Origin of the sequence: Dactylosporangium sp. CA-139066, from assembly GCF_050936175.1 — a bacterium.
Taxonomy (GTDB): Bacteria; Actinomycetota; Actinomycetes; order Mycobacteriales; family Micromonosporaceae; genus Dactylosporangium.
Genome location: NZ_JBNJNH010000001.1, coordinates 307,280 through 325,837 on the forward strand (window position 1 = coordinate 307,280; position 18,558 = coordinate 325,837).

Genomic DNA, 18,558 nt, shown 5'->3' on the forward strand with positions numbered 1-18,558 from the left:
ATGCGTTCAGGGTGTCCGATGGCCTTGCGTGGGCGGTTGGTCATGATGCCGCGCCGAGGGCGTCGAGGAACGCGTCCGCCCAGGCGCGGACATCGTGCGCGCGCAAATGCGAATGCATAGCATGCATACGTTTGCGCCCCTCGACCGGGTCGACGTGGATAGCACGCATGAGTGCGTCTTTCACCCCGTCGAGGTCGTGTGGATTGCACAGGAACGCCTGGCGCAGCTCGGCCGCCGCGCCGGCGAATTCTGACAGCACAATGGCGCCTCCGCCGTCGACGCGGGCGCCGACGTACTCCTTGGCCACCAGGTTCATGCCATCCCTCAACGGAGTCACCATCATGACGTCGGCCGCAACATACAGGGCGGCCAGCTCAGCCCGACTGTACGACTGATGGAGATAGTGCACGGCCGGTTGGCCAACTCGTCCGTACTCGCCATTGATCCGCCCGACCTCGCGCTCAACGTTCACCCGCAGCGTCTGGTAATGCTCCACTCGTTCCCGGCTCGGCGTAGCCACTTGTACCATCACCGTCTCGGGCGCCGTGAGTCGTCCTTCCGACAGCAGTTCTCGAAATGCCTTCAGCCTTCTCTCAATGCCCTTGGTGTAGTCGAGCCGGTCGACGCCGAGGATGATCGAGCGCGGCTCACCCAGCTCGGTGCGGATGGCGGCCGCCCTGGCCTGCACTTCCGGCGAGCCGGCGAGCCGGCGCATCTCCTCGACGTCGATGGAGATGGGGAAGGCCTCGGCGCGCACGGTGCGCCCCTCCCACTCGACGATCCCGCGCCGCACGCGGGTGCCGAGCAGATGTCGGGCCAGTTGGACGAAGTTCTGCGCGCCGAGTGGCCGCTGGAAACCGACCAGATCGGCACCGAGCAAACCCTTGAGAATGTCGGCGCGCCGGGGTAGCTGCATGAACAGCTCGACCGGGGGGAAGGGGATGTGCAGAAAAAACCCGATCTTGAGATCGGGTCGCGTCTCGCGCAGCAGCGCCGGCACCAGTTGCAGCTGATAGTCCTGCACCCACACCGTGGCGCCGGGCGCCGCGTCGTCCGCGACGGCCTTCGCGAAGCGCTCGTTGACCAGCCGATACGACTCCCACCACCGGCGCTTGAAGATGGGCGTCTCCACGGCGTCGTGGTAGAGCGGCCACAGGCTGGAGTTGGAGAAGCCCTCGTAGTAGCGCTCGATCTCGCCCGCCGAGAGCGGCACCGTGTGCAGGTGCACGCCGCCGGCCTCGAAGCGTTCCTCGGGGGCGTCGGCCTCGCCGGCGCCGCCGGGCCAGCCGACCCACGTCCCGTTGTACTGCTGGAGCACTGGCTCGAGCGCGGTCACCAGCCCGCCGGGGCTCCTGCGGTAGCTGACCTCTCCGTCCGGGCCGACCACCTTGTCGACGGGCAGCCGGTTGGCGACCACCACGAATGCACTGTTTCCAGCCACGTGTTCGGTTCCTCCCCCTGGGTGATCCACCCTCGTACTTTCAGCCTACTGATCCCGCTGGCACCCCGGCAGCATGCGGAGTGCTGGCTCACAGATGCGATCCTGCTTTGCATGTCGCGTTTCGAGGCCGGACCCGAGCAGGAGTCGAGCCGTACCTTCACCGTCGTCCTGCTCTCTCTGCTCATCCTCGCGGTCATTGGGGCGCTCTTCGGCTACGTGCTGGGCCGGCGTGACATCGATGAGAATAAGTCAGCATCCGGTGACGGTCCGTCGGCGGCGCCCTCGGCTGTGACCTCCGCCGCCGCCACGCGGCGCGCGCCGAGCATCCCGCCGACGCCCTGCCCGGGCTTCATCAGCCAGGCGGCGAAGGCCCAGGACGCCAAGGCGGCGGTGCCGCTGATGCTGGTGCAGTACATCCGCACCGCCCACGACCACGAGGTGTGGATCTGCCAGGAGGCCGACGGCTCCGGCCTGTGGTACCAGGGCCACGACAAGCGCGAGGCGTTCTACGACGACGGCGAGGTCCCGACCGAGGGCGTGAACGGGCTGCTGCGCCCCGGCGTGACCGCCAAGGGCAACCGGACCTGGAGCGTCATGAACGAGGGCACGACGTACACCGTGACGCCGGGCGGCCTGAAGGTCTCGGGCGGACAGAACTTCACCGACACCGCCACGCAGGCGAATCCGCCGGCGTAGGTTGGGGCCGATTTGGGAGCGGGCCTCGCGCCTGGAAAGATTGACCCCACAAGCAGCACACATGAAACGTTGACCGGAGGTAGGGGCGCACCGTGGCGCAGTACATCTACGTGCTCGAGAAGGCGCGCAAGGCGCACGGCGACAAGGTCGTGCTCGACAACGTCACGCTGTCGTTCCTGCCCGGCGCGAAGATCGGTGTGGTCGGCCCGAACGGCGCCGGCAAATCGAGCCTGCTCAAGATCATGGCGGGGCTGGACAAGCCCAGCAACGGCGAGGCCCGGCTCATGCCCGGCTACACCGTCGGCATGCTGCAGCAGGAGCCCCCGCTCAACGAGAGCAAGACGGTCCTGGGCAACATCGAGGAGGCCGTCGCCGACACCAAGACCAAGCTCGCCCGGTTCAACGAGGTCGCCGAGCTGATGGCGACCGACTACACCGACGCGCTCATGGAGGAGATGGGCCGGCTGCAGGAGGAGCTCGACCACGCCGACGCGTGGGACATCGACTCCAAGCTGCAGCTGGCGATGGACGCGCTGCGCTGCCCGCCGCCGGACGCCGAGGTCTCCCAGCTCTCCGGTGGTGAGCGCCGCCGCGTCGCGCTGTGCAAGCTGCTGCTCGAGGCGCCCGACCTGCTGCTGCTCGACGAGCCCACCAACCACCTCGACGCCGAGAGTGTGCAGTGGCTGGAGCAGCACCTGCAGAAGTACGCCGGCGCCGTGCTCGCCGTCACCCACGACCGCTACTTCCTCGACCACGTCGCCGAGTGGATCGCCGAGGTCGACCGCGGCCAGGTCCACGGCTACCAGGGCAACTACTCCACCTATCTGGAGAAGAAGGCCCAGCGCCTGGCGGTACAGGGGCGCAAGGACGCGAAGCTGCAGAAGCGCCTCAGCGAGGAGCTCGAGTGGGTGCGCTCCAACGCCAAGGCCCGCCAGACCAAGTCGAAGGCCCGCCTCGGCCGCTACGAGGAGATGGCCAACGAGGCCGAGAAGACCCGCAAGCTGGACTTCGAGGAGATCCAGATCCCGCCGGGCCCGCGCCTGGGCAACGTGGTCATCGAGGCCGCCCACCTGCGCAAGGGCTTCGAGGAGCGCGGCCTGCTCATCGACGACCTGTCCTTCACGCTGCCGCGCAACGGCATCGTCGGCATCATCGGCCCTAACGGCGTGGGCAAGACGACGCTGTTCAAGACCATCGTCGGGCTGGAGAAGCCGGACGACGGGACGGTGCGGGTCGGCGACACGGTGCAGCTGTCGTACGTCGACCAGAACCGCTCCGGCCTGGACGGCGACAAGACGGTGTGGGAGGTCGTCTCCGACGGCCTGGACCACCTGATGGTCGGCAAGGTCGAGATGCCCTCGCGGGCCTACGTGGCCGCGTTCGGCTTCAAGGGCCCCGACCAGCAGAAGCCGACCAAGGTGCTCTCCGGCGGCGAGCGCAACCGGCTCAACCTCGCGCTGACGCTGAAGATCGGCGGCAACGTGATCCTGCTCGACGAGCCGACCAACGACCTCGACGTCGAGACGCTGTCCTCGCTGGAGAACGCGCTGCTGGAGTTCCCCGGCTGCGCCGTGGTCATCTCCCACGACCGGATGTTCCTGGACCGCGTGGCCACCCACATCCTGGCGTGGGAGGGCGACGACGAGAACCCGTCCAAGTGGTTCTGGTTCGAGGGCAACTTCGAGTCGTACGAGAAGAACAAGGTCGACCGGCTCGGCCCCGACGCGGCGCGCCCGCACAGCGTCACCTACCGCAAGCTCACTCGCGACTGACAGCATCGATTGGTCGTCAGTTGGCCCGCTTCGTCTACCACTGCGCCCTGCGCTGGTCCGACCTGGACGCGTACGGGCACGTCAACAACGCGCGCTTCCTCACGCTCTACGAGGAGGCGCGCGTTGCGCTGATGTTCACCGCCGCCCGGGCGGCCGGCCTGGAGTCGTTCGAGAACGGGATCGTGATCTCACGTCATGAGATCGACTACCTCCGGCCGGTCGACTACGGCGACCCGGTGCGGATCGAACTGTGGATCGAGGAGATCAAGGCATCTCGATTGAGCGTTGCCTATGAGCTCTTCGACGGCGACGACCTCGCGTCCCGGGCGCGGACCGTGTGCGTGCCGTACGACCTCGACGCCGGCCGGCCCCGCCGGGTCCGCGACATCGAGCGCGAGTTTCTCTCACCATGGCTTGGCTAGCCGGTTCCGGCCGCGCCGACGCCGTCGCGTTCCTGTCCCGGGTGGTGCGCCTGGACCCCGGCGCGGTCGCCCGGTTGCGGCCCGCGGGGGAGGGCGCGGCCGTCCTGTGGTCCCGGCTTCCCTGGGGTGTACTCGTAAGCCGCGCCCTGCCGGCCACCGTCCCCTGCGACCGGACCTTCGGCGCGCGTGACCTGCTCACGTCGGTCGATGGAGAGCTTCCCGCATCGCGGGACAACGATTGGCACTGGTCGCTGCCCGCCGTCCCCGGGACGGTCGTCGAGCGCATCCCGGCCGGCGACGTCCAGCGGGTCGGCGAGGCCGCGGCCCGCACGGTGCGCACCGCCGCCGCCGAGGGCATCGGCGGCCGCCCGGTCGGCTCCCGGATGCTGCGCGACGCCCTCCTCGATCACGTGCCGATCACGGTGACCACCGAGGGTGATACGCGTGTACCAGTCTCCCAGCGTCTCGTCCAGGCGGTCATCCGGATGGGCTTCACCGAGGGCTCGGCCGGAGACTTCGTCGATGTCCGGATTTCGGGCCCGTGGACGGCCCTGGCCTGCGCATATGGCTCTGCCTGGCAGCGCGGCGCTGGTTCAGCGCTCATCGGATAGACGGCTGTAAGACCCTCACCCGAACGGGTGGGGAGAGGGTGAAATTGGGGGCTGCTGAAACTCGACCGAACGGGTACCGTCCTCTTTCGGGTCCACCGCCGAGCGAGTTCGATCGGCAACGGACCGCACATGCGGGTGGAGGCGCACGGGGGAGCAGGGAGCCGGGACGATGCCAAGGTGGCCATGGCGTGCCGAGCAGTCGAACGGGTCGAAGGCCGACTCGATCGTCGCTCAGCTGCCGCGGGAAGATGCGACCCCGACGCTCGACGGAGCGTGCGAAGCGCAGCAGGAGGACGCGGCCGGCGGGATAGCGCCGGTGACACTGCTACGGGTGGCCGAGGCCCTCGAGAAGCTTGAGATCCGATACCTGACCGACGGGGACGGCAGCCTGCTGGCGCTGTGGGAGCGCCACGCCGTGCTGTTCGCGCTGGAGGGCCCGTCGGACGAGATCCTGGTCATCCGGGCGCGGCCGCACGCGACCGTCCCGCCGGACTGGTCCGACCGCTCCTACCGGGTGGTCAACGAATGGAACCACACGCGCCGCTTCTACAAGGCCTATGTCGGCGACCCCACGGACCGGGGCCAGCTGCCGATCTACGCCGAGATGCAGGTCCCGCTGTTGTCGGGCGTGCACGACGCGCTCGTCGCCGAGCTCGTCGACTGCGCCGCCGTTGTCGCCCTGGGCTTCGTGGACTGGCTCCACGACGAGGGCGGCCTGCTCTAGCCCCACCGCGCCGGCGCCCTTCTGGGGCCGGCGATCAAGGTGTCGTCATGCGAGTACCCCGGGGATCGGCAACCTCCGCGTGATGCCGATCCCCAGGGGGAGTCGCGCCGTCTCGCCGGCCCCCGTACCGGGTTCGGCGCTCGACCCGATACCCATCGTTGGATATAACGCTCTCGATGGGCTCTTCGCCGCCTCTCGCCGCCCTCTCTGTGGTCGCCTTCGAGGGGCGTTACCGGGCAACTCGCCGCTTTCTGCGCGGCATGCGGTCCCGGCTCGGACGTTGACGGCGCTGCGTACGGTTCGCGTTCATCATGCGCTTTCCGACAAGTCGGGCACTCCGTGCCGCGACTTGTCGGATTTATGCGTCGCCGGGCGAAATGTCATTGAACTTGGCTCACAATCAGTGACACAAGTTTGGCGGATCGTGGGGGTGGCTCAATAGGCTCCGCGGCATGCACTCCACACCAGGCGCGAGATGCCGCGGAAGGGCCGGGAGGACCTGATGGTGCCCCCGATCCGGCGGCTTGAGTACACCAGCGACTTCGCTCGTAGGTTCTTCGAGGTGGGCGAGGCGCGCGGGAAGGCCAAGTCGGTGCTCACGGTCCTCTACGCCCGCGGTGTCGCCGTGCCCGTCGACGTCCGCGACGAGATCCTCTACTGCACCGACCAGGAGCGGCTCGGCGTATGGATCCTCCAGGCGCTCACGGCGGAGACGATCCAAGATCTGGACGACCCGAGGCGCGAACCGGACGTTTGACCTGAATCGTGGCATCTGGACGTACGGCTTGAGGGCCACGCTGCGGGTCTTGCGGGGGTGTGGGTGCAGCGAAGCTCCCCCACCGCGAGCGAAGCGAGCTATGAGCACTGCCATGAGCGGGACTCGCGGCGGGCGTGGGACGATGTACGAGATCCCCTGCCCGATGGAGAAGGACGCCTGTGCCACCGACGATCGACCCCGGCGCGAACCGACCCGGAGCCACCGTGCCGGACCGGATTCGCAACTTCTGCATCATCGCCCACATCGACCACGGCAAATCTACGCTGGCCGACCGGATGCTGCAGCTCACCGAGGTGGTCGAGGCGCGGCAGATGCGGGCGCAGTACCTCGACCGCATGGACATCGAGCGCGAGCGCGGCATCACGATCAAGAGCCAGGCCGTGCGCATGCCGTGGAAGGTTCGCGAAGGCGGGCTGGCCGGCGAGGAGTTCGTCCTCAACATGATCGACACGCCGGGGCACGTCGACTTCACGTATGAGGTGTCGCGCAGCCTGGCGGCGTGCGAGGGGGCGGTCCTGCTGGTGGACGCCGCGCAGGGGATCGAGGCGCAGACGCTGGCCAACCTGTATCTCGCGCTCGAGAACGACATGCAGATCATCCCGGTGCTCAACAAGATCGACCTGCCGGCGGCGCAGCCCGAGAAGTACGCCGAGGAGCTCGCGCACCTCATCGGGTGTGAGCCGGACGACTGCCTGCGGGTCTCCGGCAAGACCGGGGTCGGCGTCGCGCACCTGCTGGACGAGATCGTGCGGCAGCTGCCCGCGCCGACCGGCGAGGCCGGGGGCGCGGCGCGGGCGATGATCTTCGACTCGGTGTACGACGTGTACCGGGGCGTGGTCACGTACGTGCGGGTCGTCGACGGGCGGATCGAGGCGCGCGACCGGATCAAGATGATGTCGACCGGGGCCGTGCACGAGCTGCTGGAGATCGGCGTCATCTCGCCCGAGCCGATCAAGGCCGCCGCGCTGGGCGCCGGCGAGGTGGGGTACCTCATCACGGGCGTGAAGGACGTGCGCCAGTCGCGGGTGGGTGACACCGTCACCATCAACGCGCGGCCCGCGAGCGAGGCGCTGGGGGGCTACAAGGACCCCAAGCCGATGGTGTACTCCGGGCTGTACCCGATCGACGGCTCCGACTACCCGTTGCTGCGCGACGCCCTCGACAAGCTCAAGCTCAACGACGCCGCGCTGGTGTACGAGCCGGAGACGAGCGCGGCGCTGGGCTTCGGGTTCCGCTGCGGCTTCCTCGGCCTGCTGCACCTGGAGATCATCCAGGAGCGGCTGGAGCGCGAGTTCAACCTGGACCTGATCTCGACGGCGCCCAACGTGGTGTACCGCGTGATCATGGACGACGACAGCGAGCACCAGGTCACCAACCCCAGCGAGTTCCCGGACGGCAAGACCGGCCAGATCTTCGAGCCGACCGTCCGCGCCACGGTGCTGACCCCGAACGACTACGTCGGCGCGGTCATGGAGCTGTGCCAGGGCCGGCGCGGCTCGCTGCTGGGCATGGACTACCTGTCCGCCGACCGCGTGGAGCTGCGCTACACGCTGCCCCTCGGCGAGATCATCTTCGACTTCTTCGACCAGCTCAAGAGCCGCACCAAGGGGTACGCGAGCCTCGACTACGAGCCGTCCGGCGAGCAGCAGGCCGACCTGGTCAAGGTCGACATCCTGCTGCACGGCGAGCCGGTCGACGCCTTCAGCGCGATCGTGCACAAGGACAAGGCGTACAACTACGGCGTCACGATCGCCGGCAAGCTGCAGAAGCTGATCCCGCGCCAGCAGTTCGAGGTGCCGATCCAGGCCGCCATCGGCAGCCGGATCATCGCCCGCGAGACGATCCGCGCCATGCGCAAGGACGTGCTCGCCAAGTGCTACGGCGGTGACATCAGCCGCAAGCGCAAGCTGCTGGAGAAGCAGAAGGAAGGCAAGAAGCGCATGAAGATGGTCGGCCGGGTCGAGGTACCGCAGGAGGCCTTCATCGCCGCCCTGTCGACCTCCGACACGCCCGTGGCCGACAACAAGAAGAAATGAGGTACTGCCCGCGCTGCGGCGGCCCGACCGGCGACCTGCCGGCCAGGTGCGCCGCCTGCGGCTACGAGGCGTTCCTCAACCCCCGGCCGACGGCGACGGTCATCATCGTGCGCGACGGGCGCTTCCTGGCCATCAGGCGCACCCGGGAGCCCCGCGCGGGCTGGTGGGACCTGCCCGGGGGCTTCTGCGACGGCTTCGAGCACCCGGCGGACGCCGCCGTGCGCGAGGCGCGGGAGGAGCTCGGCGTCACCGTCGAGCTGGGGGAGTCCGCCGGCATGTACATCGGCGAGTACGACTTCCAGGGCGAGCTCCTGCCCGTCCTGGAATGCTTCTGGTTCGCCACGATCACCGGCGGCGAGATCGCCCTCGATCCGTCCGAGGGCAGCGAATACGCCTGGCTCGCGCTGGACGACCCGCCGGAGATGGCATTTCCCAACATGGACCGGGTGCTGGGCCGGATGCGTTTGGTCTCCTGAGCCGACGGGCAATACAAGTGCAACCGCAAATGCAAGCCCCCCGGTTGTACTTGTACAAGGAGGAGACCAGTGACTGTCACCGGAATCATTACCGCGCTGATCGTCGGTCTTATCGTCGGCGCGCTCGGACGGCTGGTCGTCCCCGGCCGCCAGAACATGTCCATCCTGCTCACGATGGTCGTCGGCGTGATCGCCGCGCTGCTGGGCACGGTGGTGGCGCACGCGATCGGCATCTCGACCGACACCCCCGGCGTGGACTGGGGCGAGCTGCTGGTCCAGGTCGTGCTCGCCGCCGTCGGTGTGGCCCTGGTTGCCGGTTTCCACGGCCGCGGACGTCGCGCTCTGTAAAGCCCGCTAAAACGCGCACGGCACCCGATCGAAGAATCGGGTGCCGTGCGCGTTTTGGATGTTCAGCGAAGCCAGGGAATCGCACGGTCCAGCTGGCCGCGGGTCTTCAGCTCCTTGCGGAGCGGAATCTCCTCGTCGATGTAGCCGTTCCAGTTGATGCCCCAGTAGTTGGCCGTGTGCGACGCCTCGCCGAGCAGCTGGCGCTGCACGGGCGTGCGGTTGGCCCACCACTCGCCGTCGAAGTCGATCGGCATGTCGTCGAGGATGCGGATCCACCGGTACGTGTAGCCGACGAACAGCATCTTGCGCGTGATGCCGGAGTAATTCGGCGACCGCGAGTGCCAGAGGCGGCGGTCGAAGATGAAGCAGTCACCGGGGTTTGCGGTGATCTCGACGGTGCCCTCCGGGTCCGGGTTCCACACCGTGGTGTCGGCCGGACGGGGCAGCGAGTTGCGCAGGTGGCTGCCGGGGATCACCTTGGTGGCGCCGCGGCCGGTCTCCGACAGGTCGGAGATGACGTAGGCGACCTTCAGCGAGAACATCGGCCGCGGGACGTTGGGGTCCATCGTCTCCGGGTCGGAGTTCTGCCGGTAGCCGTCCTGGTGCCAGCCCCACGAGGGCGGCTCCTCCTCGGACGTCGGCGGGGTGACGTCCAGGTGGTTGTGGTGCGTGTAGATGTTCCATCCAGCCAGGCCCCACATGTAGGGGAAGATGGTCGGCTGGGTCAGCAACTGCCCGAAGAGCTCGTCCCGGTTGAGGAAGCCCAGCAGGTGCAGCGTGCCGTCCTTCTTCATGCTCGACGACCCGGCCGCCTGCTCCTCGGCGTAGACCCGGTCCATCGCCGCCTCGAGGGCCGCACGGTGGTCCTCGTTGAGGACGTTGCGGACCAGCAGGAAGCCGTTGTCCAGGAACTCCTTCCGGTCGGCCTCGCTGATCGGCTCGTAGCCCGTGAGGCCGCCGTAGTCGGGTGTAAAGGACGTCATGTCCTCCCCTTTACTTGATCCAACCGCTTTACATTTCGTCCGAGCGAACGCCCGATCGTAACGCGAGGTGTATGGGACGCCGACTCGGGAGTTGGCCACCTGACAATGTCCGAACGCACGACAACCGGCTGGTCGCGGCGAACGTCAGACTTCTAGTAGACCTCGGCGACGACGCGCTCCCCGGCGGGACCGGCGTCGATGCCGCCACGCTCCGTCACGTGCGCCCACGCTCCGCTGGAGGCGGTCCACTGCATGTCGGCGTAGACGACCCGCTTCACGCCGTGCTCCTGGGCGTGGGCGACGAGCCAGTGGGCGTACTGCCAACCGGCCTTCGACTCGCGGACCTTCAGCGCGACCCCGACCAGGTTCGACGCATCGGCGGTGCTGATGCTGCCCCAGTCGAGCTTGAGGCTCGCGCCGAGCGACTTGGCCGCCTCCGCGCCGTGGCTGGAGGCCTCGCTGACGGTGCACGCGACCGCGCCCGTCACGTCGCCGCTGAGCGCGCGCACCATGATCTCGGACTCGTCGACCCACTTCTCGTAGGCCTCCGGGTGAGCGCTGCGCTGGACCTCCTGCGCGGCGTCGGTGACCCGCATCTTCTCCCAGCCCTTGACCTTGAGCAGGGCGGTGAAGAACGCGTTGGCCGCGTAGCGCGGGTCGGCGATCTGCTCCGGCGTGCCCCAGCCCTGGCTGGGCCGCTGCTGGAACAGCCCGATCGAGTCGCGGTCGCCGCCGGTCAGGTTCTCCAGCTTCGACTCCTGCCACGCGGTGGCCAGCGCGACGACCAGCCCGCGCTGCGGCACCTTGCGGGTCAGCCCGACCGCCGTGATGGTCGCGGCGTTGGCGACCTGCTCGGCGTCGAGCTCGACCTCACCCGAGCCGTCGCCGGTCGCGGTGACCGAGGCGTTGCCGGCGTTGACGACGCAGGCCTTGCCGCCGACGGGGATGCGCAGCGGGATGTTGTCGCCGATCTGGTGGATGACGACGTAAGCGCACACGGCGATCGCGATGGCCGAAAGCGCCGCCACCGTCACCAGTCGTCGAGCCCGCATTGTCACCTCCCGTCGTCAGGTCGACCAGCGTACGTGCAGCCCGCCAGCGCGCGGGGTCAGGCGGCGCCGTCGGGTACCCAGTTTGGGGCCCTTTTTTCCCGAAATGCCATGATGCCTTCCATGCCCTCCGGGGATCCGAAGTATCCGACAGACAGCTCCGTAAGCGCCGCGATCTCGTCGCGGAAGGTGTCGGATGTCCGGCGCCGCAGCAGCGCCTTCGCGCCGGCCAGGGCGCCGGGCGCCCCCTTGGCGAGGTCGGCGACGTAGCCGGCGACGGCGGCGTCGAGCTCGGCCGCGTCGACGGCGGCGGTCACCAGCCCGGCCCGGGCGGCCCGGGTGCCGTCGAAGGTGGCCCCGGTGAGGTACAGCTCGGCGGCGTCCCGGGAGGACAGCCGCGGCAGCACTGTGGCCGAGATCACTGCCGGGATGACCCCGATGCGCACCTCGGTGAACGCGAAGGTCGCGTCGGTGCTGCACACGGCGATGTCGGCGGCGGCGATGAGGCCGAGCCCGCCGGCCCGCGCCGGGCCGGCGACCCGGGCCACGACCGGCTTGCCGCCCTCCCAGATCGCGGCGAGCACGTCGCCGAGGCGGCTGATCGGCGGCCGGCCGGTACCGAACGCGGCCGCGGTCTCCTTCAGGTCGGCGCCGGAGCAGAAGACCGGCCCGGTATGGGTGAGCACCACCGCCCGGACCCCGGCGTCGGCCTCGGCCGCGGCGAGCGCGGACAGGAGCTCGTCGATGAGGGCCGTCGACAGTGCGTTGCGGTTGGCGGGGCTGTCCAGGGTGAGGGTCGCCACGCCCCGCTCGGTTTGTGACCGCACGAGAGACATGCGGGCACACTAGTGAAATGCCCGGAGCACTACCAGACGGCGAGCCGATGCCGCGCGACGGAAGCCTGCCCGACGGGGTCGCCGACGGCGCCGGCCGATCCGGCTTCGGCGTGTACGTCCACGTGCCCTTCTGCGCGTCCCGCTGCGGGTACTGCGACTTCAACACCTACACGGCGAGCGAGGGCGTGCTGAGCGCCGGCTACGCCGAGCAGGTCCTCGACGAGCTGGCGCTGGCCGCGAAGGTGGTCCGCCCGCCGCGGGTCGACACCGTGTTCTTCGGCGGCGGCACGCCCACGCTGCTGCCCCCGGCCGAGCTCGGGCGCATCCTCGACGGCATCGACCGCACGTGGGGCCTGGCCGCGGACGCCGAGGTCACCACCGAGGCCAACCCGGAGTCGGTGGACGCGGCGTCGCTGCGCGAGCTGCGGGCGGCCGGCTTCAATCGGATCTCGCTCGGCATGCAGTCCGCCGCGCCGCACGTGCTGGCGGTGCTGGACCGCCGCCACACGCCGGGGCGCCCGCCGCTGGTCGCCGCCGAGGCCCGGGCCGCCGGCTTCGACCGGGTCAATCTCGACCTCATTTACGGTACGCCGGGAGAGCGCCCGGAGGACTTCGCCGCCTCGCTGCGCGCGGTCGTCGACGCCGGGGTCGACCACGTCAGCGCCTACGCGCTCATCGTCGAGGACGGCACGCGCATGGCCGCGCGGATGCGCCGGGGCGAGCTGCCGTACCCCGACGACGACGTCGCCGCCGACCGGTACATCGCCGCCGACGAGGCGCTGCGCGCGGCCGGTTTCACGTGGTACGAGGTGTCGAACTGGTCGAAGGACTCGCCGTGCCGGCACAACGAGCTGTACTGGCGCGGCGGCGACTGGTGGGGGCTCGGGCCGGGGGCGCACAGCCACGTCGGCGGGGTGCGCTGGTGGAACGTCAAGCACCCGCACGCGTACGCGGCGCGCCTGGCCGACTCGGCGTCGCCGGGGCAGGCTCGGGAGGTACTGACGGCGGAGGAACGGCACATGGAGGACGTGCTGCTGCGCATCCGGCTCGCCGACGGCCTGCCGCTGTCCGTGCTCGACGCCGCCGGGCTCGCGGCCGCGCGCGAGTGCCTGGCCGACGGGCAGCTGGAGCCGGGCGCGTTCGAAGCCGGCCGGGCCGTGCTGACGCTGCGGGGCCGGCTGCTCGCCGACGGGGTCGCGCGCGCACTGACGTGAATACGACAAAGGGCGGCCGCCCCGAGGTGCGGCCGCCCTTTCGGGTTCGGGCGTTCGGTTGGACTACTTCACCATGCGGAACGTCATCGGGTAGCGGTACAGCTCCCCGTTGTTCGCCTTCATGCCGCCGATGATCGAGAAGACGATGGCCACGATCCACGGCGCGATCAGCGTGAGGCCGAACGTGCACACGGAGAGGATGGCGCCGACGAAGATGATGATGCCCCACGTGATGTGGAAGTTCAGCGCCTCGACGGCGTGCGCCTTGACGGTCGGCGACTCGTTGCCCTTGGCCAGCATCGCCACGAGCGGGGCGATGAAGCCGACGAGGATCGGGCCGAAGTGGGCGATGAGCGCCCACGTCTTCTCGTCGCTGTTGGCGTAGCCGACCGGGGCCGGGCCGCCGACACCGGGCGCGCCGTAGGCGCCGGGCTGCTGGTACTGGCCGTAGGCGTTGCCGGGCTGCTGGTAGCCCTGCTGCTGATACCCGGGCTGCTGATACCCCGGCTGCTGGTACTGGCCGGGCTGCTCATAGCCCGGCTGCTGGTAGCCCGCGCCGGAGGTCGGCGGAGGGGCGTAGGCGCCGCCACCGCTCGACGGCGGCGGAGCGTAACCGCCGCCCGACACGGGCGGCTGGGGCGGATACCCGGAGTTGGGGTCCGACGGCATGCCGTAATCCCCCGGGGGGCGAGGTGGCTCACTCATGGTGGCCACCGTAGGTGCACCGATCAAGCGGCGCCAGCGACACGACATGACTTCTTTTGGACAACTTTCGCCCTGTCCAGCGGCCTTGCCGTCTATCGTGCGCCAAACGATCATCGCGTGCCCCTGCGCGACTGACGTAGACTGGCACTCACTATCTGGGAGTGCCAGTCTTCGAGGAGGTGCCATGGCCCTTGACGAGCGCAAGCTTGAGGTGCTTCGCGCCATCGTCGAGGACTACGTCGCCACTCAGGAACCCGTCGGCAGCAAGGCGCTCGTCGAGCGGCACAACCTGCGGGTCTCCCCGGCGACGGTCCGCAACGACATGGCCGTGCTGGAGGAGGAGGGGTACATCAGGCAGCCGCACACCAGTGCGGGCCGGGTGCCCACCGACGCCGGCTACCGGCTGTTCGTCGACAAGCTCTCCCGGGTCAAGCCGCTCAGCCAGGCCGAGCGCCGGGCGATCGAGCGGTTCCTGATCGGCGCGGTCGACCTCGACGACGTGGTCCACCGCACCGTGCGGCTGCTCGCCCAGCTCACCCGGCAGGTGGCCGTGGTGCAGTATCCGAGCCTGTCCCGGGCGAGCGTGCGGCACTTCGAGCTGGTGCCGATCTCCACCACGCGGCTCATGGTGGTGATGATCGCCGAGACCGGCCGGGTGGAGCAGCGCCTGGTCGACCTGCCCGGGCCGATCCTGGCCGACGACGTGACCGAGCTGCGTCGGGTCATCAACGAGAAGCTGGTCGGCAAGCGCCTGGTGGACACGCCGCCCCTGGTGGCGGCGCTCGTCGAGGAGGCCGCGCCGAGCCTGCGTCCCCCGATGACGGCCCTTTCGACGGTACTGCTGGAGACGCTGGTCGAGCGGACCGAGGAGCGCATCGCGCTCGCCGGCACCGCCAACCTGGCCCGCGGCGGCCTGCTGGACTTCCAGGGCTCCATCCGGCCGATCCTCGAGGCGCTCGAGGAGGAGGTCATCCTGCTCAAGCTCTTCGGCGAGGTCGAGCCCAGCATCACCCGGGTGCGCATCGGCGACGAGAACGAGATCGAGGACCTGCGAACCGCGTCGATCGTGGCCACCGGCTACGGTCCCGGCTCGATGGTCGTCGGCGGCATGGGTGTGCTCGGCCCGACCCGCATGGACTACCCCGGAAACATCGCGACCGTGCGCGCCGTTGCACGCTACGTCGGCGATCTGCTGGCACAGAGTTGACATCTATCTCAGGGGCATAGGACTCAGTGGCGAAGGACTATTACGGGATTCTCGGCGTCAAGCGGGACTCCACGGCCGATGAGATCAAGCGGGCCTACCGTCGGTTGGCCCGCGAGTTCCACCCGGACGTCAATCCCGACCCGGCGGCGCAGGAGAAGTTCAAGGAGATCAACGCTGCGTACGAGGTCCTCTCCGACCCTCGCAAGCGCGAGATGGTCGACCTCGGCGGCGACCCGCTGGCCCCCAGCGGCGGCGGAGCCGGCCCGGCCGGCGGCGCGTTCGTCGGTTTCCAGGACATCATGGACGCCTTCTTCGGCACCCAGTCCGCCCGCGGCCCCCGGCCGCGCGTGCGCCCCGGCGCCGACGCGATCCTGCGCCTCGACCTCGACCTGCACGAGACGGCCTTCGGCGTCGAGGCGCCGATCCAGGTCGACACGGCGGTCGTGTGCGGCACCTGCCAGGGCGCCGGCACCGCGCCCGGCACCCACCCGCAGACCTGCGAGATCTGCCAGGGCCGCGGCGAGGTCCAGTCGGTGCAGCGCACGTTCCTCGGCCAGGTCGTCTCCGCCCGCCCGTGCTCGGCCTGCCAGGGCTTCGGCACGGTCATCCCGCACCCGTGCGCGACCTGCGGCGGCGACGGCCGGGTCCGCACCCGCCGCTCGCTCACCGTGAAGATCCCGTCCGGCGTCGAGGACGGCATGCGCATCCGCCTGGCCCAGCAGGGCGAGGTCGGCCCCGGCGGCGGTCCTCCCGGCGACCTCTACGTCGAGATCCACGAGCGCCCGCACGACGTCTACTCGCGCAAGGACGACGACCTGCACTGCCGCGTCACGGTCCCGATGACCGCCGCCGCGCTCGGCACCCGCCTCACCATCAAGACGCTGGACGGCGAGGAGATGGTCGACGTGAAGGCCGGCACCCAGCCGACCTCCACGCTGCGCATCCGCGGCAAGGGCGTCCCCCACCTGCGCGGCGCCGGCCGCGGCGACCTCTACGTCCACCTGGACGTGCGCACCCCGACCCGCCTGGAGCCGGAGCAGGAGCGCCTGCTGCGCGAGTTCGCCCGCAGCCGCGGCGAGGAGGTCGCCGAGCTGTCGAAGCAGGGCGGCTTCTTCTCCCGCATGCGCGACGCCTTCAACGGCCACGCGTGAGCCTGCCCCTGTTCCTGGTCGACGCGCTCCCCCCGGCGGACCGCTTCACGCTGGACGGCCCGGAGGGCCACCACGCCGCGAACGTGCAGCGCCTCTCCGTCGGGGAGGCGCTGCTGCTGGGCGACGGCCGCGGCGCCCAGGCCCGCGCCGTCGTGCTCGCGGCCCGCAAGGGCGCGCTCGACCTGGCCGTCGAGGCCCCCACCTTCACGCCGGCCGCGGACCCGTCCATCACGGTGGTCCAGGGCATCGCGAAGGGTGAGCGGGCGGAACTGGCCGTACAGCTGCTGACCGAGGTCGGCGCGGACCGCATCGTCCCCTGGCCGGCGGCCCGCAGCATTCCCCGGTGGAAGGACGCGAAGCCTCTGGAGCGCTGGCGCTCCACCGCTCGCGAGGCCGCGAAGCAGTCCCGCCGCGCCTGGCTCCCCGAGGTCACGCCGGCGTGCCCGACTCGGCAGCTCTCCCTCTCCGGCACGGTGCTGGTCCTGCACGAGGAGGCTTCGACCCCGTTGTCCGCGGTGCCGCTGCCGTCCACCGGCTCGATCACACTGGTCGTGGGCCCGGAGGGCGGCGTGGCTCCGGAGGAGCTGGAGGCTCTGGCGGGCACCGCGGTCCGCCTCGGCCCCGAAGTCCTGCGCACGTCGACGGCCGGCGCGGCGGCGGTAGCGGCCTTGTCGGTCCGCCTGGCCCGCTGGTAGCGCTCTTACGACCGCGGAAATATCCGGACACTGGCGCGTCCGGATATTTCCGACTTTTCGCCTGCCGGGGCATAAATCCGATAAGTCGCGGCGCGGAGCGCCCGACTTATCGTGTGTGCGCCCGCGAGGTGCGGAAGCGCCTCGTTGTGGAGCGCGCCGGACACAGGGCCGTCGGGGGTGCTGGTCGCGGCGTCGCCGCCGCACTGTGGCATTGAGCGGTGCGGTCGTTGCCGGCCGCGGGTCGGTTTGTGCACCCGGGCGGACCGGGCGGCGGCGTTGCCGGGGTGCAAAGCGTCCGGTCTTGTCGGCGGTGCGAGCGGCGGCGGGTCCCGCGGTGCGGAAGCGCGGCGTTGCGGAGCGCGCCGGGGTCGCAGGGACGTCGGGGGTGCTGGTCGCGGCGTCGCCGCCGCAGTGTGGCATTCGGTCGTGCCGGCCGCGGGTCGGTTTGTGCACCCGGGCGGAGCGGTCGAGCGTCGGGGGTGCATGAGCGACGGTTTCGCGGCGTGGAGCGGACCGGCTTGGCGTGTGCGCACCTCCGAAGCGCGGGGCGGGGTTGTCAGCGGAAGTAGCTGGCGCCGTTCAGGTCCAGGATGGTGCCGGTTGCCCACTCGGCCTCCGGGGAGGCGAGGAACAGCACCGCCGCCGCGATCTCCTCCGGCGTCGCCACGCGGTTCAGAGGGCTCTGGGCGCGGATCGCCTCGCCGGCCGGCGAGGCCAGCAGCTCGGAGACCATGTCCGTGGCCACGAAGCCCGGAGCGACCGCCGTCACCGCGATGCCGCGCGGGGCCAGGGCCCTCGCCAGGCTCTGGGTCAGGGAGTTCAGGCCGGCCTTCGCGGCGCCGTAGGCCGGGTGGTCGGGCTCGCCGCGGTACGCGCCGCGGGAGCTCACGTTCACGATCCGGCCGCCCGCGGGGAGGTGGCGGGCCGCGGCCCAGCAGACGTTCGCGGGGGCCAGCAGGTTGACGGCCAGGGTGTCGTGCCAGGCGGCCTGCCACTGGTCGTAGTCGGTGTCGAGGATCTTGTGCTCGACGTACACGGCGGCGTTGTTCACCACCACGTCCAGGCCGCCGAGGGCGGTGGCGGCGGCGTCGACCAGGGCGCGGGTGGCGGCGGCGTCGTGGAGGTCGCCGGTGACGACCGTGTGGCCCTCGCCGGGGAGGGCGAGGGCGCCGCCGGTGCGGCGGTGGACGGGCACGCTGTCGCCCGCCGCGGCGAACGCGTGGGAGGCGGCGTCGTGGAGGTCGCCGGTGACGACCGTGTGGCCCTCGCCGGGGAGGGCCGGGTCGTTGCCGGTGCGGCGGTGGACGGCCACCCGGTCGCCCGCCGCGGCGAACGCGTGGGCGATGGCGGCGCCGATGCCGCGGGACGCGCCGGTGACCAGGACCCTTCGATCTGCCATATGCGTACCCTAGCG

19 protein-coding genes are annotated in these 18,558 nt (G+C 70.2%); 13 read left to right on the forward strand and 6 right to left on the reverse strand.

The genetic code is table 11. The features are described from left to right. Window positions 1-40: 40 nt before the first annotated feature. Complete coding sequence (locus ACQEVU_RS01415; protein ID WP_433319280.1) at window positions 41-1,441, reverse strand: alpha,alpha-trehalose-phosphate synthase (UDP-forming); 1,401 nt, start codon at window positions 1,439-1,441, stop codon at window positions 41-43. A 111-nt stretch (window positions 1,442-1,552) separates the two neighbouring features. Between ACQEVU_RS01415 and ACQEVU_RS01420 the strand changes: the two genes are divergently transcribed. The 9 genes from ACQEVU_RS01420 to ACQEVU_RS01460 all read left to right on the forward strand — a co-directional run bounded on the left by ACQEVU_RS01420 (window position 1,553) and on the right by ACQEVU_RS01460 (window position 9,304). Continuing rightward, entirely contained in the window at window positions 1,553-2,137 is a 585-nt protein-coding gene (locus ACQEVU_RS01420) for a hypothetical protein (protein WP_433319283.1), read from the forward strand. Between the two features lie 92 nt (window positions 2,138-2,229). Continuing rightward, window positions 2,230-3,909: an energy-dependent translational throttle protein EttA gene (gene ettA / locus ACQEVU_RS01425; RefSeq protein WP_433319286.1), complete on the forward strand. Its 1,680-nt coding sequence runs from the start codon at window positions 2,230-2,232 to the stop codon at window positions 3,907-3,909. Window positions 3,910-3,929: 20 nt separating this feature from the next. Next, entirely contained in the window at window positions 3,930-4,331 is a 402-nt protein-coding gene (locus ACQEVU_RS01430; RefSeq protein ID WP_433319288.1) for an acyl-CoA thioesterase, read from the forward strand. Further along, on the forward strand, window positions 4,319-4,942 hold the full coding sequence (locus tag ACQEVU_RS01435; protein ID WP_433319291.1) for a hypothetical protein: 624 nt from the start codon (window positions 4,319-4,321) through the stop codon (window positions 4,940-4,942). Before ACQEVU_RS01430 ends, ACQEVU_RS01435 begins: the two co-directional genes overlap by 13 nt. A 169-nt stretch (window positions 4,943-5,111) precedes the next feature. Next, complete coding sequence (locus ACQEVU_RS01440; RefSeq protein ID WP_433319294.1) at window positions 5,112-5,666, forward strand: YbjN domain-containing protein; 555 nt, start codon at window positions 5,112-5,114, stop codon at window positions 5,664-5,666. A 502-nt stretch (window positions 5,667-6,168) separates the two neighbouring features. After that, on the forward strand, window positions 6,169-6,423 hold the full coding sequence (locus ACQEVU_RS01445; protein WP_433319296.1) for a hypothetical protein: 255 nt from the start codon (window positions 6,169-6,171) through the stop codon (window positions 6,421-6,423). Between the two features lie 179 nt (window positions 6,424-6,602). Then, entirely contained in the window at window positions 6,603-8,480 is a 1,878-nt protein-coding gene (lepA, locus tag ACQEVU_RS01450; protein ID WP_433319299.1) for a translation elongation factor 4, read from the forward strand. Further along, complete coding sequence (locus ACQEVU_RS01455) at window positions 8,477-8,956, forward strand: NUDIX domain-containing protein (RefSeq protein ID WP_433319302.1); 480 nt, start codon at window positions 8,477-8,479, stop codon at window positions 8,954-8,956. The genes lepA and ACQEVU_RS01455 overlap by 4 nt, the downstream gene beginning before the upstream one ends. 69 nt (window positions 8,957-9,025) lie before the next feature. Then, window positions 9,026-9,304 carry a GlsB/YeaQ/YmgE family stress response membrane protein gene (locus ACQEVU_RS01460; RefSeq protein WP_433319305.1) on the forward strand — a complete coding sequence of 93 codons (279 nt, stop codon included), beginning with the start codon at window positions 9,026-9,028 and terminating at the stop codon, window positions 9,302-9,304. Window positions 9,305-9,366: 62 nt separating this feature from the next. Here the strand turns inward: ACQEVU_RS01460 and ACQEVU_RS01465 are convergent, their stop codons facing one another. The 3 genes from ACQEVU_RS01465 to ACQEVU_RS01475 all read right to left on the reverse strand — a co-directional run bounded on the left by ACQEVU_RS01465 (window position 9,367) and on the right by ACQEVU_RS01475 (window position 12,172). Then, window positions 9,367-10,287: a phytanoyl-CoA dioxygenase family protein gene (locus ACQEVU_RS01465; protein WP_433319308.1), complete on the reverse strand. Its 921-nt coding sequence runs from the start codon at window positions 10,285-10,287 to the stop codon at window positions 9,367-9,369. A 152-nt stretch (window positions 10,288-10,439) separates the two neighbouring features. Continuing rightward, window positions 10,440-11,339, reverse strand: coding sequence for a hypothetical protein (locus tag ACQEVU_RS01470; RefSeq protein WP_433319311.1), 900 nt, complete (start codon window positions 11,337-11,339; stop codon window positions 10,440-10,442). Between the two features lie 56 nt (window positions 11,340-11,395). Beyond that, window positions 11,396-12,172, reverse strand: coding sequence for an enoyl-CoA hydratase-related protein (locus ACQEVU_RS01475; protein ID WP_433319314.1), 777 nt, complete (start codon window positions 12,170-12,172; stop codon window positions 11,396-11,398). A 17-nt stretch (window positions 12,173-12,189) separates the two neighbouring features. On the opposite strand from ACQEVU_RS01475, the gene hemW reads away from it, so the two are divergent. Further along, window positions 12,190-13,386, forward strand: coding sequence for a radical SAM family heme chaperone HemW (gene hemW, locus ACQEVU_RS01480; protein WP_433319317.1), 1,197 nt, complete (start codon window positions 12,190-12,192; stop codon window positions 13,384-13,386). 63 nt (window positions 13,387-13,449) lie between these two features. Here the strand turns inward: hemW and ACQEVU_RS01485 are convergent, their stop codons facing one another. Beyond that, window positions 13,450-14,091: a DUF4870 domain-containing protein gene (locus tag ACQEVU_RS01485; protein ID WP_433319320.1), complete on the reverse strand. Its 642-nt coding sequence runs from the start codon at window positions 14,089-14,091 to the stop codon at window positions 13,450-13,452. Between the two features lie 184 nt (window positions 14,092-14,275). Between ACQEVU_RS01485 and hrcA the strand changes: the two genes are divergently transcribed. The 3 genes from hrcA to ACQEVU_RS01500 are packed head-to-tail and all read left to right on the forward strand — an operon-like array spanning window position 14,276 to window position 17,144. Further along, on the forward strand, window positions 14,276-15,298 hold the full coding sequence (hrcA, locus tag ACQEVU_RS01490) for a heat-inducible transcriptional repressor HrcA (protein ID WP_433319323.1): 1,023 nt from the start codon (window positions 14,276-14,278) through the stop codon (window positions 15,296-15,298). Between the two features lie 26 nt (window positions 15,299-15,324). After that, window positions 15,325-16,449 (forward strand): molecular chaperone DnaJ, encoded by a 1,125-nt coding sequence (dnaJ, locus tag ACQEVU_RS01495; protein ID WP_433319326.1) that lies wholly within the window; start codon window positions 15,325-15,327, stop codon window positions 16,447-16,449. Beyond that, entirely contained in the window at window positions 16,446-17,144 is a 699-nt protein-coding gene (locus tag ACQEVU_RS01500) for a 16S rRNA (uracil(1498)-N(3))-methyltransferase (protein ID WP_433319329.1), read from the forward strand. Before dnaJ ends, ACQEVU_RS01500 begins: the two co-directional genes overlap by 4 nt. Before the next feature lie 556 nt (window positions 17,145-17,700). On the opposite strand, the gene ACQEVU_RS01505 is transcribed toward ACQEVU_RS01500, so the two are convergent. Then, a complete protein-coding gene (locus tag ACQEVU_RS01505) occupies window positions 17,701-18,543 on the reverse strand; it encodes an SDR family NAD(P)-dependent oxidoreductase (protein ID WP_433319332.1) in 843 nt (280 codons plus the stop codon). Window positions 18,544-18,558 lie beyond the last annotated feature (15 nt).

Coding starts and splice junctions, on each gene's coding strand:
- ACQEVU_RS01475 (WP_433319314.1), bottom strand. CDS start 12,172: ATGTCTCTCGTGCGGTCACAAACCGAGCGGGGCGTGGCGACCCTCACC.
- ACQEVU_RS01440 (WP_433319294.1), top strand. CDS start 5,112: ATGCCAAGGTGGCCATGGCGTGCCGAGCAGTCGAACGGGTCGAAGGCC.
- ACQEVU_RS01445 (WP_433319296.1), top strand. CDS start 6,169: ATGGTGCCCCCGATCCGGCGGCTTGAGTACACCAGCGACTTCGCTCGT.
- ACQEVU_RS01505 (WP_433319332.1), bottom strand. CDS start 18,543: ATGGCAGATCGAAGGGTCCTGGTCACCGGCGCGTCCCGCGGCATCGGC.
- ACQEVU_RS01470 (WP_433319311.1), bottom strand. CDS start 11,339: ATGCGGGCTCGACGACTGGTGACGGTGGCGGCGCTTTCGGCCATCGCG.
- ACQEVU_RS01465 (WP_433319308.1), bottom strand. CDS start 10,287: ATGACGTCCTTTACACCCGACTACGGCGGCCTCACGGGCTACGAGCCG.
- hrcA (WP_433319323.1), top strand. CDS start 14,276: ATGGCCCTTGACGAGCGCAAGCTTGAGGTGCTTCGCGCCATCGTCGAG.
- ACQEVU_RS01455 (WP_433319302.1), top strand. CDS start 8,477: ATGAGGTACTGCCCGCGCTGCGGCGGCCCGACCGGCGACCTGCCGGCC.
- ACQEVU_RS01435 (WP_433319291.1), top strand. CDS start 4,319: ATGGCTTGGCTAGCCGGTTCCGGCCGCGCCGACGCCGTCGCGTTCCTG.
- ACQEVU_RS01420 (WP_433319283.1), top strand. CDS start 1,553: ATGTCGCGTTTCGAGGCCGGACCCGAGCAGGAGTCGAGCCGTACCTTC.
- hemW (WP_433319317.1), top strand. CDS start 12,190: ATGCCCGGAGCACTACCAGACGGCGAGCCGATGCCGCGCGACGGAAGC.
- ACQEVU_RS01485 (WP_433319320.1), bottom strand. CDS start 14,091: ATGAGTGAGCCACCTCGCCCCCCGGGGGATTACGGCATGCCGTCGGAC.